The following is a 14,073-nucleotide window of genomic DNA, read 5'->3' on the forward strand; positions in this document are numbered from 1 at the left end:
GCGGAGCGTCAGACGCGCTGGTGTCAGGCTCGGTCGGGCCCGTGGTCCGGGTCGGTCCGGTCCAAGTCGTCCAGCAGCTTGGCCAGTTCCGGCGGCCACACCGGTTCCGTCTCCTCGGCCAGTTCCTCGCGGGTCCACCAGCGCCAGGTGAGGATCCTGTCCTCGGCGTGGGCCGCGGCGACCTGCGCACCGGCGGCCGGCTCCCGGCGGGGCCCGCGGGTGACGTAGACGTGCTCGTGCTGCCGTACGGGGCCCACGGCATGGGTGAAGTCGTGCTCCCAGGTGGTCAGCAGCGGCCCCGGCTCCAGGTCGGTCCAGCCGGTCTCCTCGCGCAGTTCGCGCAGGGCGCCCTCGCGGGGCGACTCGCCGGGTTCGAGACCGCCGCCGGGCAGCGCCCAGTGGACGCCGACCTCGACGTTGTCGTACCGGAACAGGAACACCGCGCCCTCCGGGTCCACCACCGCGACCCGGGCCGCGCTGCGGGGTGTGCGCAGCGGCTTGCGCAGGACCGTGCAGGGGCGGCCGCGCTCACGGTCGGGCCGGTGGGCGAGGACCTCGTAGCCGAGCGCGGTCCAGAAGGCCAGGCCGGCCGGGTTGGCGTCGAGCACGGCGAGCCGTACGCCCGTCCGTCCCGCCGCGCGGAACCGGGCCTCCACCTCCTCCGCGAGCCGTCTGCCGTGCCCCTGGCCGCCGACGCTCGCGTCGACCATCAGCAGTCCGATCCACGGGTCCGGGTCGGCCGGGTCGGGGTGGTGCGCCAGCGTGATCGCGATCCCCACGAGCAGCCCCTCGCTGCGGGCGAGCAGCACTTCCGCGTCCGGGTGGGCCAGTTCGCCGGCCAGCGCGGCGGCCACCTGCTCGGGGCGGATGTCCCGTGGGTCCGGGAAGTCGCCGCTCAGGGCGTGGAACTTGTGCCGCGAGGCGTAGAGCGCGGTGAGTTCCGTCAGGAGCGGGGCCGGGATGTCGTGGTCGGGGGTGAGGGGGAGCGGGCTGAGGATCATCCGGGCAAGGTATCGCGGCGGCGGTGCCGCCTCGCGGGGGTTCACGGCGGGTCGTTCCCCGCCGCTGAACGACGGGAGCCCCGGCCGCGCGTGGGCGCGGGCCGGGGCTGCCGTACGGGGCGGGGACCGTCAGACGTTGACGCCGAAGTCCTGCGCGATGCCCGAGAGGCCGGAGGCGTAGCCCTGGCCGACGGCGCGGAACTTCCACTCGGCGCCGTTGCGGTACAGCTCGCCGAAGACCATGGCCGTCTCGGTGGCCGCGTCCTCGGAGAGGTCGTAGCGGGCGATCTCGGTGCCGCCGGCCTGGTTGATGATGCGGATGTAGGCGTTGCGCACCTGGCCGAAGTTCTGCGAGCGGGACTCCGCGTCGTAGATCGAGACCGGGAAGACGATCTTGTCGACGTCGGCCGGGAGACCGGCCAGGTTGACGTTGATCGCCTCGTCGTCGCCCGCGCCCTCGCCGGTGAGGTTGTCACCGGTGTGGACGATGGTGTTGTCCGGGGTCTGCTTGTTGTTGAAGAAGACGAAGTGGGCGTCCGAGTAGACCTTGCCCTGAGGGTTGACCGCGATCGCCGAGGCGTCGAGGTCGAAGTCCGTGCCGGTGGTGGTGCGGACGTCCCAGCCGAGGCCCACGGTGACGGCGGTCAGGCCCGGAGCTTCCTTGGTGAGCGAGACGTTGCCGCCCTTGGACAGGCTTACAGCCATTGTTGGGAGTCCCTTCCCTCGTTGCGTACGACGAACCTACAGCTACCCCAATGAACGCCCGGAGACATGCCATAGGTTCCAGGTGTCTTTACTTTCTTTACCGGGAACCGCCCGTCCGGGATATTCGCGTGACGTGAACAGGCCGGAAACGGGAACATGGTGGGCATGTCCGGTCCCTATGTCATCCGCGGTTCCGTCTCGCTGCCCGAGGGCGAGCTGATGTGGCGTTTCTCGCGGTCCTCCGGGCCGGGCGGACAGCACGTCAACACCACTGATTCGCAGGTCGAGTTGCGCTTCGATCTCGCGGGGACCTCGGCGCTGCCCGAGGTGTGGAGGGCGAGGGCGCTGGAGCGGCTGGCCGGGCGGCTGGTCGACGGGGTCGTAGCCGTGCGGGCGTCCGAGCACCGGTCGCAGTGGCGGAACCGGGAGGCCGCCGCGGTGCGGCTGGCGGCGTTGCTGGCGGAGGCGGTGGCTCCGCCGCCCCGGGCGCGGCGGGCCACGCGGATTCCCCGGGGGATCAACGAGCGGCGGCTGCGGGAGAAGAAGCAGCGGGCCGAGACCAAGCGGGGGCGGTCGGGGCGGGACTGGTCCTGACGGGGTCCTCGTCAGCGGCTTTCTTGCCGCTTCGCGGCTTTTTCTGCCCGCCCACGCACCGCCCGTAACCGTTGCTCGGAGCCGCTGAGCCCTCCTTCTGTGGCTGATCGCCGCCGGCGGCCTGCCGGTGGGTGGGCCGGCCGGCGAGTACGTCGGTGCGCGGCCTGCCGGTCGGCGGGGCGTCAGTGGTCCAGTTGGCGGTATCTGCCGCGGAAGTACGTCAGGGGGCCGCCGTCCGCGCTCGGGACGCGGGCCGTGAGCACCCGTCCCACCACCAGCGTGTGGTCGCCGGCCGGCACCCGCTGCTCGGTGCGGCACTCCAGCGTGGCCAGCGCGCCGCCGACCAGGAGCGCGCCGGACGCCTCGCCGCGGGCGTAGGCGATGTCCTCGAACAGCAGCCGGTCGCTGATGCGGCCCTTCATGGAGAAGCGGCCTGCGATGTGCCGCTGGCTCTCGGAGAGCACGGAGACGGCCCACAGGGGCTGCTCGGCGAGCAGATCGTCCATCCGGGAGCCCTCGCGCAGGCTGACCAGCACCAGCGGCGGGTCCAGGGACACCGACACGAAGGCGGTGGCCGTCATGCCGACGTCCTCGCCGCGCGGCGCCGTCGGGTCGTCCGGATCGAGCGGCGGCTCCTGGGCGGTCACCAGGACCACACCCGCGGCCAGCCGCGACATCGCGGCCCGGAACTCGTCGTTGCTCACCCCCACAGCATGCCCGCCCGCGAGGGCCGCGGCGGGCGTGGGCTGGGCGGGGAGCGTGACGGGAGGATGGTTCAGCACGGAAGAGACGCTAGTCTGCGCGGCACGGGCACGGCATCGGACCTCCGCCCGAGCCCGGACCTAGGACTCCCGGCGGAGCCGGGGGCCACGCCGGGGCTTCCGCCGTCCCGTGGGACGCCCGGGCGAGTTGTGGCGGAGTTGTGGCGTTTCTCGCCTGTCTCTGACAGGTTTGCGCTCGGTGAACACGCAGGGAAAAAGCAGAAACGCCACGCAATTGTTCACCTTCGCCTGTGACTTGAGTCACAAGCAGCACTAATTGTTGACCCTGTGTACCGAGTGGGCAGCGCGCTGTGATTCAGTGGCGTGGAAGAGGCAAAGGGCACCACCCAGAAATGGCGCCGAAGACAACCCTTGATTCACTGCGAGGTCGTCGGGGGGAGGGCGAGCATGGAGACCGAGTCGGAGCCCTACGTCCGTCTGGCGTCCCTGCGACAGCTGCATCAGGTCATGGCCGACATGAACACCGCGCGCAGCCTCGCCGACACCCTTCAGACCGTGGCCGACGGTGTCGTCGGCGCCCTCGGCTACGAACTCGCCTGTGTGAACCTCGTCCGTTCCGACGGTGACCTGGTCGTCGCCGCCTTCTCCGGGAACCCCGCCGCCGAGGCGCTGATCACCGGCCGGGTCGGCTCCCGCACCTCCTGGGAGCGGCGGCTGAACATGGGCGAGGCCTGGGGCGACCTGATCTTCATACCCCACACCGAGGGCTGGGTCCTCGACGACGACGACGTCCCGCAGTGGTTCACCGAGGGCCCCGCCCCCCGCTTCGAGGACGAGTGGCACCCCGCCGACCGTCTCTTCGCCCCGATGTACGCGCCCGGCTCCCAGGGCGGCCCGCACGGCGAGCTGCTGGGGGTGCTGTCCGTGGACCGCCCGCGCAACGGCCGCCGCCCCGGCGCCTGGGGCCGCGAGGCCCTCCAGATGTACGCGTTCCAGGCCGCGATCGCCATCAGCAACGCGCGTCTACGTTCGAATATGCAGCGCGCCCTGGTCCGTCTGGAGCGCGAGCAGCAGGCCCTGCGCGCCAGTGAGGAATCCTTCCGTCAGGCGTTCGAGTACGCCCCCTCCGGCATGGCCATCGCCGAGATGGGCGGCGACCAGCACGGCCGGATCCTGCGCACCAACGACGCCCTGTGCCGGCTGCTGGGCCGCCCGGCCGCCGCGATGCGCCGCTACTCCTTCTCCGACCTGGTCCACCCCGAGGACATCGGCACCCTGCTGCGGACCTCGGCCGAGGGCGGCCGGGCCGAGCTGCGGCTGGGCCGCCGCGACGGGACGTACGTCTGGGTCAGCCTGCGCAACTCCGTCGTCGCCGACGCCGCCGACGGGCCGCGGTTCCTGCTGACCCACGTCGAGGACATAGAGGAACGCAAGCGCCGCGAGCTCCAGCTCGCCCACCGCGCCTCCCACGACTCGCTCACCGGCCTGCCGAACTCCGCCGAGCTGCGCTCGCGCCTGTCCTCGCGGCTGTGCCGGCGTCCGCAGTCCGCCCACGAGGGTGAGCTGGAGTCGGTCGACGCGGCCTACGGCCACCCGGCGTACGACACCCACGGCCACGGCTTCGACTTCCGGCCGGGCGCGGAGTCCCTCGAGGGCTACGACCACCATGTGCACACGGTCGCCCCGCAGAACGAGCACGACGACGGCACCAAGGGTCTCGCGGTGCTCTTCTGCGACCTGGACGGCTTCAAGTCGATCAACGACCGGTTCGGGCACAACGCGGGTGACGCGGTCCTGATAGAGGTCGCGCGGCGGCTGTCGCGCGGGGTGCGCGACGGGGACACGGTCGCTCGGCTCGGCGGCGACGAGTTCGTGATACTCGCCGACGGGCTCGGCCGGGCCGACGCGCAGGACCTCGCGGTCCGTCTGCGCAACGAGATCATCCAGCCGATCAGGGCCGAGGGACGGGCCGTGCGGGTGGGCGCCAGCTTCGGCATCGGATGGGCGCACTGCGGCATGACGGCCGACGAAGTGCTGAAGTCCGCCGACGAGCGTATGTACGTCGAGAAACGATCTCGTCCCAAACAGCACAGACGTGCGGGCTGATCCGCAGGTCAGGGGTTCGATGCGGCCGGAGTCACCCGTTTGGGGCAGCCGGACCGGGTAGGCTCGCCATGCTGACCCCTGTATCGCATCTGTACCGCACCTGTTGAGGAGTACCTAGGGATGACGCCCGGCGACAACGGCGCGAGCACGCCCGAGGACGACGACCCGTTCGGCTATCTGTACGCCGACGGGCAGGCCAACGGCGCCCAGCCGCCCTCCGGCGGCTATGGCTACCCGAACTCCGTGAGCAGGGTGCGGACGGTCGGCGAACGCCAGTACGGGCAGCAGCAGGGCGCCACGTACGGCCAGCAGGTCCCGCAGCAGGGCACCTACGGCCGTCCCAGCGCCCACTACGCGGCACCCGAGACGCTGCCCGGCGGCGCGGCGACGGCCCCGCAGCAGTCGTACGGCGGCTCGGGCGGCGGCGGGCGCGGCCGGGGCCCCAACACCAAGGGTCTGCTGATCGGCGCGATCGCGGTGGTCGCCGCGGTCGTGATCGGCATCGGCGTCGCGATCATCGGCGGCGACGACTCCAAGGACAAGGACACCGGCAACCAGGCCGGCTCCTCCCCGACGGCCACCGAGAGCAGCGAGCCGAGCCCCTCGGCCAGCGCCAGCTCGGAGGACAAGACGATGGAGCCGATGGAGGCCGAGGGCAAGACGCTGCTGCTGTCGCCCGGCGTGGTGACCGCCGCGGACGTTCCCGGCGCCCAGTCCGGCGGCGGCGTGTACATCAACGGCCTGAACCAGCCCGGCGCCTCGGTCACGTGGACCGTCAACGGCGTCCCCGAGGACGGCGTCTACACGCTGTTCGCCCTCTACAGCGCCGCCGGCGAGGACCAGTCGATGACGCTCACCGTCAACGGCAAGGTGTTCGGCAGCAAGCTGAGCATGAAGAACTACGCCAAGGCCGCCGACGGCGACTTCGCCAAGGGCTGGACCAAGACCTACGCCTGGCCGTCGCTCACCAAGGGCACCAACACGATCTCCGTCTCCTGCGGCGACGGCGACAAGTGCAACGTCCTGCTGGACAAGCTGGAGCTGAAGCAGGGGCAGGTCGAGGACTGAGCCCGACGGGCTCAGGGCCCGTCGTCCGTCCGCGGCGGTGCTAGGCGGCCGTCACCTCCGGTGACACCGTCACCTGGGCCAGCAGCTCGTCGTACGCCCTCGCGTCGAACTCGCCCGCCACCGGCGCCAGTACGGTCGCCGCCGACAGGGCGACCGCGCGGGCCAGGCGGTCCGGCCAGGGGAGGTTCTCGGCCAGGGCCGAGAGCAGGCCCGCCACGGCGGAGTCGCCCGCGCCGGTCGGGTTGCCGTGCACCCGGGCGGGCGGGGTGGCGCGCCAGCGGCCCTCCGGGGTCGCCGCCAGCAGTCCCAGCGGGCCCAGGGAGGCCACCACCGCGGCCGCGCCGCGTCTGCGGGCGTCCTGGGTGGCGCGCAACGGCTCGTGGGAGCCCGTCAGCTCGGCCAGTTCCCCGGCGTTCGGCTTCACGATGTCCGGGCGGGCCGCTATCCCGCGGCGCAGCGGCTCCCCGCCGGTGTCCAGCAGCACCGGCACACCGGCCGCGCGGGCGGTCCGTACGAGCCCCGCGTACGCCCCCACCGGCACGCCCGGCGGCAGACTGCCGCACAGCGCCACCGCGGAGGCCGGCCCCAGCAGGTCCGTGTAGGCCTCCTGGAAGGCCGACCACTCCGCCGGGGTGATCACCGGGCCGGGTTCGTTGAGCTGGGTGGTGTCGCCGGTCGTGGCGTCCACCACGGCGACCGTGCGGCGGGTCGTGCCGGTCACCGGGACGAGCGCGTCCACGACGCCCGGTGTGGCGGCCAGGCCCTCCTGGACCGCGCGGCCCGTGCCGCCGCCCGCGAACCCGGTGACCGTCACCGGGTGCCCGAGCGCGGCGAGCACCCGGGCCACGTTGACGCCCTTGCCGCCGGGCCGTTCCACGACCTCCGACACCCGGTGGGACGCGTGCGGCCGCAGGGACCGCACGCGATAGGTGATGTCGAGAGCGGTGTTCAGCGTGACCGTGAGGATCACCTGGTCCGGCCTCCCCCGAGACGTGCCGACTGACTGTTCGAAGGCACGATCATGCCAAACGGAGGGCGACCGGCCCAGACCCGGGACCGGCCACCCCGCCGCGGTCGGCGGAGGAATCAGCCCAGTTGGGGATCGACCACCCATTCACCTCGGCGCATGACGCCCTTCACACCGAATTCGGCGTCCAGTACCACCAGGTCGGCGTACTTGCCGGGCTCCAGCGAGCCGATGGAGTCGTACAGGCCCAGCAGACGGGCCGGGTTGGCGGACAGCGCCGCGACCGCGTCGCCGACCGTCAGCCGGTCGACGGTCACGGCCCGCCGGAACGCGCGGTCCAGGGTGAGCGTGGAGCCCGCGATCGAGCCGCCCTCCACCAGCCGGGCCACACCGTCCGCGACCTCGACCTCCAGCGGGCCGAGCATGTAGCGGCCGTCGCCGAAACCGGCCGCGTCCATCGCGTCGGTGATGAACGCGACCCGGTCCGCGCCCTTGTGGTGGAACGCCAGCTCCAGCGCGGCCGGATGCAGATGCGTGCCGTCGTTGATCAGCTCGACGGTGACCCGCTCGTCCTCCAGCAGCGCCGCGATCGGTCCCGGCGCGCGGTGGCCGAGCGCGGGCATCGCGTTGAACAGGTGCGTGGCGACCGTCGCGCCCGCGTCGATCGCCTCGACCGTCTGCTCGTACGTCGCGTCGGTGTGGCCGATCGCCGCGATCACCCCGTGCTCGGCGAGCAGCCGCACGGAGTCGATGCCGCCCGGCAGTTCGGTGGCGAGGGTGACCATCCGGGCGTGCCCGCGCGCCGCGTCGACCAGCTTGCGCACGTCCGCCGGGTCCGGGTCGCGCAGCAGCTTTTCGGAGTGCGCGCCCTTGCGGCAGGGCGAGATGAACGGGCCCTCGAAGTGGACGCCGGCGATGTCGCCCTGCTCGGCCAGCTCGCCGAGCAGCCCGGCGCGCCGCACCAGGAAGTCCATGTCGCCGGTGACCGTGGAGGCGACCAGGGTGGTGGTGCCGTGCCGGCGGTGGGTGCGGATGCCGGTGAGGACGTCCTCGACCGAGCCGGAGGTGAAGGAGGCCCCGCCGCCGCCGTGGTTGTGGATGTCGACGAAGCCGGGCACCACATGGCAGCCGGGGAGGTCCAGGACCCGGGCGTTCTCGGGGGCCCTGGCCGCGATGCGGGTGCCTTCGACGGCCAGCTCGCCCTTCTCGACCGTGCCGGTGGGCAGGACCACGTCGGCTCCGGTGATGAGCAGCGGGGTGCTCGCCGTTGCGGGGTGCTCGTGCGTCGTGGCCTGTCGCGCCCGCGCGGCGGTAGCCGCGGATTCGACAGGGCCCCGTGCCCCATGAGGGTCGGCTGCCATCAGGTCGTTGCCTCCGTACGGTCCGGTCGGTTGAGGAGATCCCAGGCCAGCAGGCCCGCGCCCAGGCAGCCCGCCGTGTCGCCCAGGGCCGCGGGGACGATCGAGGGCAGCTTCTGGAAGGTCACGCGCTCGCGGACCGCGTCCCGCAGCGGTGAGAACAAGGTTTCCCCCGCCTCGGCGAGGCCGCCACCGATGATCAGTGTGCGGGGGTCCAGCAGAGTGAGCGCGGTGACCAGGCCGTCCGCGAGCGCGTCGACCGCCCGCAGCCACACTCGTACGGCGTTCGGGTCCCCGGACGCGACGGCCCGCGCGCAGTCGGCGGCGTCCGCGCTCGCGACGCCCGCGGCGGCGGCCCACGCCTCGCTCACCGCGGCCGCGGACGCGTACCGCTCCAGACAGCCGCGCTGCCCGCACGGACAGGGCGTGCCGCCGGGCCGTACGACGATGTGGCCGATCTCGCCCGCGAAGCCGTGGGCGCCCGCCTCGACGCGGCCGTCGATGCCGATCGCGCCCGCGATGCCGGTGCCCAGCGGCACGAACAGGAACCGGTCGGCTCCCCGGCCCGCGCCGATGCGGCCCTCCGCGAGGCCGCCGGTGCGCACGTCGTGGCCGAGCGCCACGGGGATGCCGTCCAGGCGCCCGGTGAGCCGGTCGCGCAGCGGGACGTCCCGCCAGCCCAGGTTGGCCGCGTAGGCGGCGACGCCGTTCGCCTCGTCGACGATGCCGGGTACGGCCACGCCCGCCGCGCTAGCCGGCTCGCCGAAGTGCTTCTCGCCGTGGGCGTGCAGCTCTGCGGCGAAGTCGAGGATGCCGTCGACGACCGCGTCCGCGCCGCGCTCGCGGCCGGTGGCGCGGCGTGCCTGGTGGAGCAGCTCGCCGTCCGCCCCGACCAGTGCGGCCTTCATCCCGGTGCCGCCCACATCGAGGGCGATGACATGTCTCACGGGGGCTAGTGTGGCCCGAGCACCCATGAGAGGTCTAGTCCACTTGCGTGGTGTAGACCTTATTTCGGATAGCGGACGCCCGGTGAAGGGTGCTCGACGGCCACGTGAACAGGGATGGGGTTGGAGCGCGCAGTGCAGCGGCGGAGGACGGGAATGGTCGCGGGTCTCACCGCGCTCGGTATGACGGCGGCCCTCGGCGGCTGCGGCGCGCTCGGCGGCTCCGAGGACGTCACCCTGAGACTGGTCGCCGCCGACTACGGCGACAGCGCGGGCAACAGCTCCCAGAAGTACTGGGACAAGGTCGTCGCCGCGTACGAGGACGAGCACCCCGGCGTCCACGTCGACGTCTCCGTCTACTCGTGGAACGACGTCGACCGCAAGGTCAAGGAGATGGTCGACTCCGGCGACGCGCCCGACCTGGCCCAGATCGGCGCCTACGCCGACTACGCCGCCGCCGGCCGCCTCTACACCGCCGACGAACTGCTCTCCATCACCACCCAGGCCGACTTCGCCGGGCAGCTCGCCGACGCCGGGAAGGTCGGCGGGCGGCAGTACGGCATGCCCTTCGCCGCCTCCACCCGCGTCCTGTTCTACAACAAGGACCTCTTCGACGCGGCCGGGCTCACCCCGCCCACCACCTGGGCCGAGCTGGCCTCCGACGCCGAGGCGCTCGAGGACGACGGCGTCAGCTACCCGTACGCGTTGCCCCTCGGGCCCGAGGAGGCGCAGGCCGAGACCATGCAGTGGCTGCTCAGCGGGGGCGGCGGCTACACCGACACGCTGGGCTCCTACGGCATCGACTCCCCCGAGAACGTCGAGACGCTCACCTGGCTGCGCGACCAGCTGGTCGGCAAGGGCCTGACCGGGCCCGTCGCGCCCGCCGAGCTCAACCGGGCCGACGCGTTCGCGGCGTTCGCCGCGGGGAAGGTCGGCATGCTCAACGGGCATCCCTCGCTGATGAAGATCGCCGAGAAGAAGGGCGTGAAGTTCGGCATGGTGCCGATGCCGGGGGCGGACGGGGAGAGCAAGTCCACGATGGGGGTCGCGGACTGGATGCTCGCCTTCAAGCAGAACGGGCACCGGGACGAGGCCGGTCAGTTCCTCGACTTCGTCTACAGCGAGGAGAACGTCCTCGACTTCTCCCGCGAGTACGACCTGCTGCCCGTCACCAACTCCGCCTCGCGGGCCATGGCCGCGGCGCCGGAGGACCAGGAGCTGCGGCCCTTCCTCGACGAGCTGGCCTTCGCGGAGTTCTACCCGGTCGGGCACACGTCCTGGGCGGAGGTCAGCGCCGCGGTGAAGACCGGCATCGGCAAGGCCGTCGCCGCCGGGGGGAGTCCTTCGGCCGTGCTGGGCGGGTTGCAGGGGCGGGCGGTGCGGGCGGAGGCCGACTCCCGTTCCGTGGGGTGACTCCGCCGGTTCGGCGGGGGTGGGGGCGCGGGGTGGGGGCTTGAGGTTCGGGGGCTGGCTGGGGTGGGTGGGGTTTTTCAGCGTTCGGTTCTGCGGGCCTCTCGTACTCGGCGCAGGCGGTTCACCGTGACGGGGTCGTGCGCCAGGGCTCTGGTGTCGTCCAGCAGCGCGTTCAGCAGCTGGTAGTAGCGGATCGGGGCCAGGCCCAGTTCCTCCCGTATCGCCCGTTCCTTCGCGCCGGGGCCGGTGAAGCCGCGCCGCTCCAGCGCGAGGATGTCCCTCTCCCGCTGTCCCAGCTCCTCTGTGTCCATGTCCGCACGGTAGACCCCGGCACCGACAACGGCCCGGTGTGAGGACCCCCTCCGTGCCGGTGAGCCATGAGTGCGCCGGGCCGGGCGTGGATAGGGTCGCCTGTATGGGCATCCATGAGCACGATGCGAACGAACGTCACGAAAGTGCGGACGCCGGGCTGCCGAGGCCTGCCACCGCGGCCGGGCGCGAGGGGCTCGACGCGCTGCTCGCCCGGCCTGACAGGGCCGTGATCGCCCTCGACTTCGACGGCACCCTCGCGCCGATCGTGCCCGACCCCGACCAGGCGCGGGCCCATGCCGGTGCCGTGCCCGCGCTGGCCGCGCTCGCCCCCCGGGTGGCGTCCGTCGCCGTGATCACGGGGCGGCCGGCCGCGGTCGCGGTGCGGTACGGGGGATTCGACGGGGTCGAGGGGCTGGAGGGGCTCGTGGTGCTCGGTCACTACGGGGCCGAGCGGTGGGACGCCGCGAGCGGGCGGGTGGACGCGCCCCCGGCGCATCCCGGGGTCGCCGCGGCGCGCGCGGAACTGCCCGAAGTGCTCGACGGGGTGGGGGCGCGGCAGGGCACGTGGGTCGAGGAGAAGGGGCGGGCCGTCGCGGTGCACACGCGGCGGGCCGAGGACCCTCAGGCGGCGTTCGAGGCGCTGCGGGAGCCTCTGGGGCGGCTGGCTTCCCGGCACGGACTGATCGTCGAGCCGGGGCGGATGGTGCTGGAGCTGCGGCCGCCGGGCATGGACAAGGGGGTCGCGCTGACGGAGTACGTGCGGTCGGTGGGGGCCGGGTGCGTGGTGTACGCCGGTGACGACCTCGGTGATCTGCCGGCCTACGCGGCGGTCGACAAGCTGCGCTCGGACGGGGTGCCGGGGTTGCTGGTGTGCAGTGGCAGCGACGAGGTGACGGAGCTGCGGGAGCGGGCCGACCTGGTGGTCGACGGTCCCGAGGGTGTGGTCGGTCTCCTCTCCCGCCTGGCGGCGCGGCTGCGGTGACGCCGGCGGTTGGTGGGGGGTGCGGTGACGCCTGCTGTGGGGTTGTGGTGCGGGGCCGGGGCGGGGGGTGTCCGTCCTCGGTCCGCCGATCCGGTCTCCTACGGGGGTTCTGGTGCTTGACGGCGGCCGCTGCGGGCGGACACCCCCCGCCCCGTCCCCTTGCCGCCGTACGCGGCTTCCCGCCGCCCGTCGCCCGTCGCCGCGGGCTGCGGCTGCGCGCCGCGCCTAGCCGCGGGCATGCGTGCCGCCAGGGGCGGCACGGGTGGGCGCTGGGGGTCCCCCCTCTGGGGGAGGCACCTCGCCGACGCCGAGCTGCGCACCGCCCCTGCCTCAGCGACCACCGGGCGGTATCTCGCTGACGCCGAGCCGCGAAGCGTCCCTGCCTCGGCCGAGACGCCGCAGCAGTCGGCAGACACGTCCCGCTGGGTTCAGGCGCGGGTAGGGGTTTCGCGGAGGGCGTTGAGCTGGTCGAGGAACCACTGGGCCGGGGGGAGGGCGGTGGCGGCCGCGGCGAGTCTCTTCGTACGCTCGGCCCGCTCCGAGGGCGGCATCGTGAGCGCCTCGTGGAGCGCCCGGGCGGTGGCGAGGACGTCGTAGGGGTTGACGACGAGCGCGTCCTCGCCGAGCTCCCAGAAGGCGCCCGCCTCGCGCGACAGGACGAGCACGCAGCCCTCGTCGGAGACGACCGGCATCTCCTTGGCGACGAGGTTCATGCCGTCGCGGATGGGGTTGACCAGGGCCACGTCGGCGAGCCGGTACGCGGCCAGGGAGCGGGCGAAGTCGTCCTTGAGGTTGAGCAGGACCGGCGTCCAGTCCGCCGTGCCGTACTGGTCGTTGATCTCCTCCGAGAGCCGCTGCACCTCGGCCGTGTAGTCGCGGTAGACCGCGAGGTCCTGGCGGGAGGGGTAGGCGAAGGCGACGTGGACGACCCGGCCGCGCCACTCGGGGTGGTCGTCGAGGAGCTGGCGGTAGGCCAGGAGGCCTCGGACGATGTTCTTGGAGAGTTCCGTGCGGTCGACGCGGACGATCGTCCTGCGGCCCTCGCCGATCTCGGCGCGCAGTGCCCTCAGGCGTTCCTCGACGTCGGGGCGGTGGGAGCGCTCGCGGAGGAACTCCGCGTCGGCGCCGAGGCCGTGGACGCCGAGACGGGTGGTCGTCAGCGGGGGCGTGCCCGTGCGGGTGTGCTCGATGTAGCGGGCCGGGGTGCCCGTCGGGGACATGGGCTGGATGCGCTCGGCGTCCACCGAGCCCGCGCAGTTCATGAACGCGAAGGCCCAGCGCCAGGTCAGGAAGCCGAGCCGGTCCGCGCCGAGCATGCCCCACACGAGTTGGGCGCGGATGTCCTCGGGGAGCATCCCGAAGTACTCGGAGGGCGCCCAGGGCGTGTGCGAGAAGTGGCCGATGCGCAGGTCGGGGCGGAGTTCGCGGAGCATGCCGGGGACCAGGCACAGGTGGTAGTCCTGGACCAGCACCGCCGCGCCCGGGGCGGCCTCCTCGGCGAGGGCCTCGGCGAAGGCGCGGTTGTAGGCCTCGTAGGAGGCCCACTGACGGCGGAACCCGGCGTCGAAGACCGGCTCCAGCGGGGTCTGGTAGAGCATGTGGTGGACGAACCAGAGCACCGAGTTGGCGATGCCGTTGTACGCGTCGGAGTGCACGTCCGGAGCGATGGCGAGCATGCGCACGCCCGGCTCGCCCTCGCCGCGGGCCACCGCCTCGCGGTCGCCGTCGGACAGGGCCGAGCAGACCCAGAGCGCGCCGGCGTCCGGGCCGATCGCCGAGAGGCCGGAGACCAGGCCCCCGCCGCCCCTTCTGGAGTGCAGCGAGCCGTCGTCCCGCAGTTCGTAGGAGACCGGGCCGCGGTTGGACGCGACCAGCACCTGTGCACCTCGCGTGGAAACCAT

General features: G+C 72.9%; 13 protein-coding genes. 5 read left to right on the forward strand and 8 right to left on the reverse strand.

Annotated features, from left to right (window positions below):
• Positions 1-23: 23 nt before the first annotated feature.
• The gene (locus ACFYR0_RS17400; RefSeq protein WP_389328039.1) at positions 24-1,001 is read right to left on the reverse strand and encodes a GNAT family N-acetyltransferase; all 978 of its coding nucleotides are present in this window, start codon (positions 999-1,001) and stop codon (positions 24-26) included.
• 129 nt (positions 1,002-1,130) lie between these two features.
• Positions 1,131-1,706, reverse strand: coding sequence for a TerD family protein (locus ACFYR0_RS17405; protein WP_386377743.1), 576 nt, complete (start codon positions 1,704-1,706; stop codon positions 1,131-1,133).
• Between the two features lie 156 nt (positions 1,707-1,862).
• On the opposite strand from ACFYR0_RS17405, the gene arfB reads away from it, so the two are divergent.
• Positions 1,863-2,300, forward strand: a complete 438-nt coding sequence (arfB, locus tag ACFYR0_RS17410; RefSeq protein WP_389328043.1) for an alternative ribosome rescue aminoacyl-tRNA hydrolase ArfB — start codon at positions 1,863-1,865, stop codon at positions 2,298-2,300.
• Positions 2,301-2,482: 182 nt separating this feature from the next.
• Here the strand turns inward: arfB and ACFYR0_RS17415 are convergent, their stop codons facing one another.
• Positions 2,483-3,082, reverse strand: coding sequence for a flavin reductase family protein (locus ACFYR0_RS17415; protein WP_389328046.1), 600 nt, complete (start codon positions 3,080-3,082; stop codon positions 2,483-2,485).
• A gap of 387 nt (positions 3,083-3,469) precedes the next feature.
• On the opposite strand from ACFYR0_RS17415, the gene cdgB reads away from it, so the two are divergent.
• Together cdgB and ACFYR0_RS17425 are read left to right on the forward strand one after the other, a co-directional pair.
• Positions 3,470-5,128 (forward strand): diguanylate cyclase CdgB, encoded by a 1,659-nt coding sequence (cdgB, locus tag ACFYR0_RS17420; RefSeq protein ID WP_389328049.1) that lies wholly within the window; start codon positions 3,470-3,472, stop codon positions 5,126-5,128.
• Between the two features lie 120 nt (positions 5,129-5,248).
• The gene (locus ACFYR0_RS17425; protein ID WP_389328052.1) at positions 5,249-6,196 is read left to right on the forward strand and encodes a carbohydrate-binding protein; all 948 of its coding nucleotides are present in this window, start codon (positions 5,249-5,251) and stop codon (positions 6,194-6,196) included.
• A 40-nt stretch (positions 6,197-6,236) separates the two neighbouring features.
• Here ACFYR0_RS17425 and ACFYR0_RS17430 read toward each other — a convergent pair whose 3' ends face one another.
• From ACFYR0_RS17430 to ACFYR0_RS17440, 3 genes are all read right to left on the reverse strand, one after another.
• The gene (locus tag ACFYR0_RS17430; protein ID WP_389328055.1) at positions 6,237-7,166 is read right to left on the reverse strand and encodes a 1-phosphofructokinase family hexose kinase; all 930 of its coding nucleotides are present in this window, start codon (positions 7,164-7,166) and stop codon (positions 6,237-6,239) included.
• Positions 7,167-7,282: 116 nt separating this feature from the next.
• Positions 7,283-8,524 carry an N-acetylglucosamine-6-phosphate deacetylase gene (gene nagA, locus ACFYR0_RS17435; protein WP_389328058.1) on the reverse strand — a complete coding sequence of 414 codons (1,242 nt, stop codon included), beginning with the start codon at positions 8,522-8,524 and terminating at the stop codon, positions 7,283-7,285.
• The gene (locus tag ACFYR0_RS17440; RefSeq protein ID WP_389328061.1) at positions 8,524-9,468 is read right to left on the reverse strand and encodes an ROK family protein; all 945 of its coding nucleotides are present in this window, start codon (positions 9,466-9,468) and stop codon (positions 8,524-8,526) included. Before ACFYR0_RS17440 ends, nagA begins: the two co-directional genes overlap by 1 nt.
• Before the next feature lie 153 nt (positions 9,469-9,621).
• Here ACFYR0_RS17440 and ACFYR0_RS17445 point away from each other — a divergent pair, with 153 nt between their 5' ends.
• Positions 9,622-10,878 carry an ABC transporter substrate-binding protein gene (locus tag ACFYR0_RS17445; RefSeq protein WP_389328064.1) on the forward strand — a complete coding sequence of 419 codons (1,257 nt, stop codon included), beginning with the start codon at positions 9,622-9,624 and terminating at the stop codon, positions 10,876-10,878.
• A gap of 77 nt (positions 10,879-10,955) precedes the next feature.
• Here the strand turns inward: ACFYR0_RS17445 and ACFYR0_RS17450 are convergent, their stop codons facing one another.
• On the reverse strand, positions 10,956-11,189 hold the full coding sequence (locus ACFYR0_RS17450; protein WP_386377731.1) for a DUF3263 domain-containing protein: 234 nt from the start codon (positions 11,187-11,189) through the stop codon (positions 10,956-10,958).
• A gap of 104 nt (positions 11,190-11,293) precedes the next feature.
• On the opposite strand from ACFYR0_RS17450, the gene otsB reads away from it, so the two are divergent.
• Entirely contained in the window at positions 11,294-12,172 is an 879-nt protein-coding gene (gene otsB / locus ACFYR0_RS17455) for a trehalose-phosphatase (protein ID WP_389328067.1), read from the forward strand.
• A gap of 428 nt (positions 12,173-12,600) precedes the next feature.
• Here otsB and ACFYR0_RS17460 read toward each other — a convergent pair whose 3' ends face one another.
• Complete coding sequence (locus ACFYR0_RS17460) at positions 12,601-14,073, reverse strand: trehalose-6-phosphate synthase (protein WP_389328070.1); 1,473 nt, start codon at positions 14,071-14,073, stop codon at positions 12,601-12,603.

This window comes from Streptomyces sp. NPDC005017 (assembly GCF_042873115.1).
Lineage (GTDB): Bacteria > Actinomycetota > Actinomycetes > Streptomycetales > Streptomycetaceae > Streptomyces.

What these genes read in the sequence shown, in the direction of transcription:
- otsB (WP_389328067.1), top strand. Translation starts at nt 11,294, where the DNA reads ATGGGCATCCATGAGCACGATGCGAACGAACGTCACGAAAGTGCGGAC.
- ACFYR0_RS17445 (WP_389328064.1), top strand. Translation starts at nt 9,622, where the DNA reads ATGGTCGCGGGTCTCACCGCGCTCGGTATGACGGCGGCCCTCGGCGGC.
- ACFYR0_RS17425 (WP_389328052.1), top strand. Translation starts at nt 5,249, where the DNA reads ATGACGCCCGGCGACAACGGCGCGAGCACGCCCGAGGACGACGACCCG.
- ACFYR0_RS17405 (WP_386377743.1), bottom strand. Translation starts at nt 1,706, where the DNA reads ATGGCTGTAAGCCTGTCCAAGGGCGGCAACGTCTCGCTCACCAAGGAA.
- cdgB (WP_389328049.1), top strand. Translation starts at nt 3,470, where the DNA reads ATGGAGACCGAGTCGGAGCCCTACGTCCGTCTGGCGTCCCTGCGACAG.
- ACFYR0_RS17450 (WP_386377731.1), bottom strand. Translation starts at nt 11,189, where the DNA reads ATGGACACAGAGGAGCTGGGACAGCGGGAGAGGGACATCCTCGCGCTG.
- ACFYR0_RS17400 (WP_389328039.1), bottom strand. Translation starts at nt 1,001, where the DNA reads ATGATCCTCAGCCCGCTCCCCCTCACCCCCGACCACGACATCCCGGCC.
- arfB (WP_389328043.1), top strand. Translation starts at nt 1,863, where the DNA reads ATGGTGGGCATGTCCGGTCCCTATGTCATCCGCGGTTCCGTCTCGCTG.
- nagA (WP_389328058.1), bottom strand. Translation starts at nt 8,524, where the DNA reads ATGGCAGCCGACCCTCATGGGGCACGGGGCCCTGTCGAATCCGCGGCT.
- ACFYR0_RS17460 (WP_389328070.1), bottom strand. Translation starts at nt 14,073, where the DNA reads ATGGTTTCCACGCGAGGTGCACAGGTGCTGGTCGCGTCCAACCGCGGC.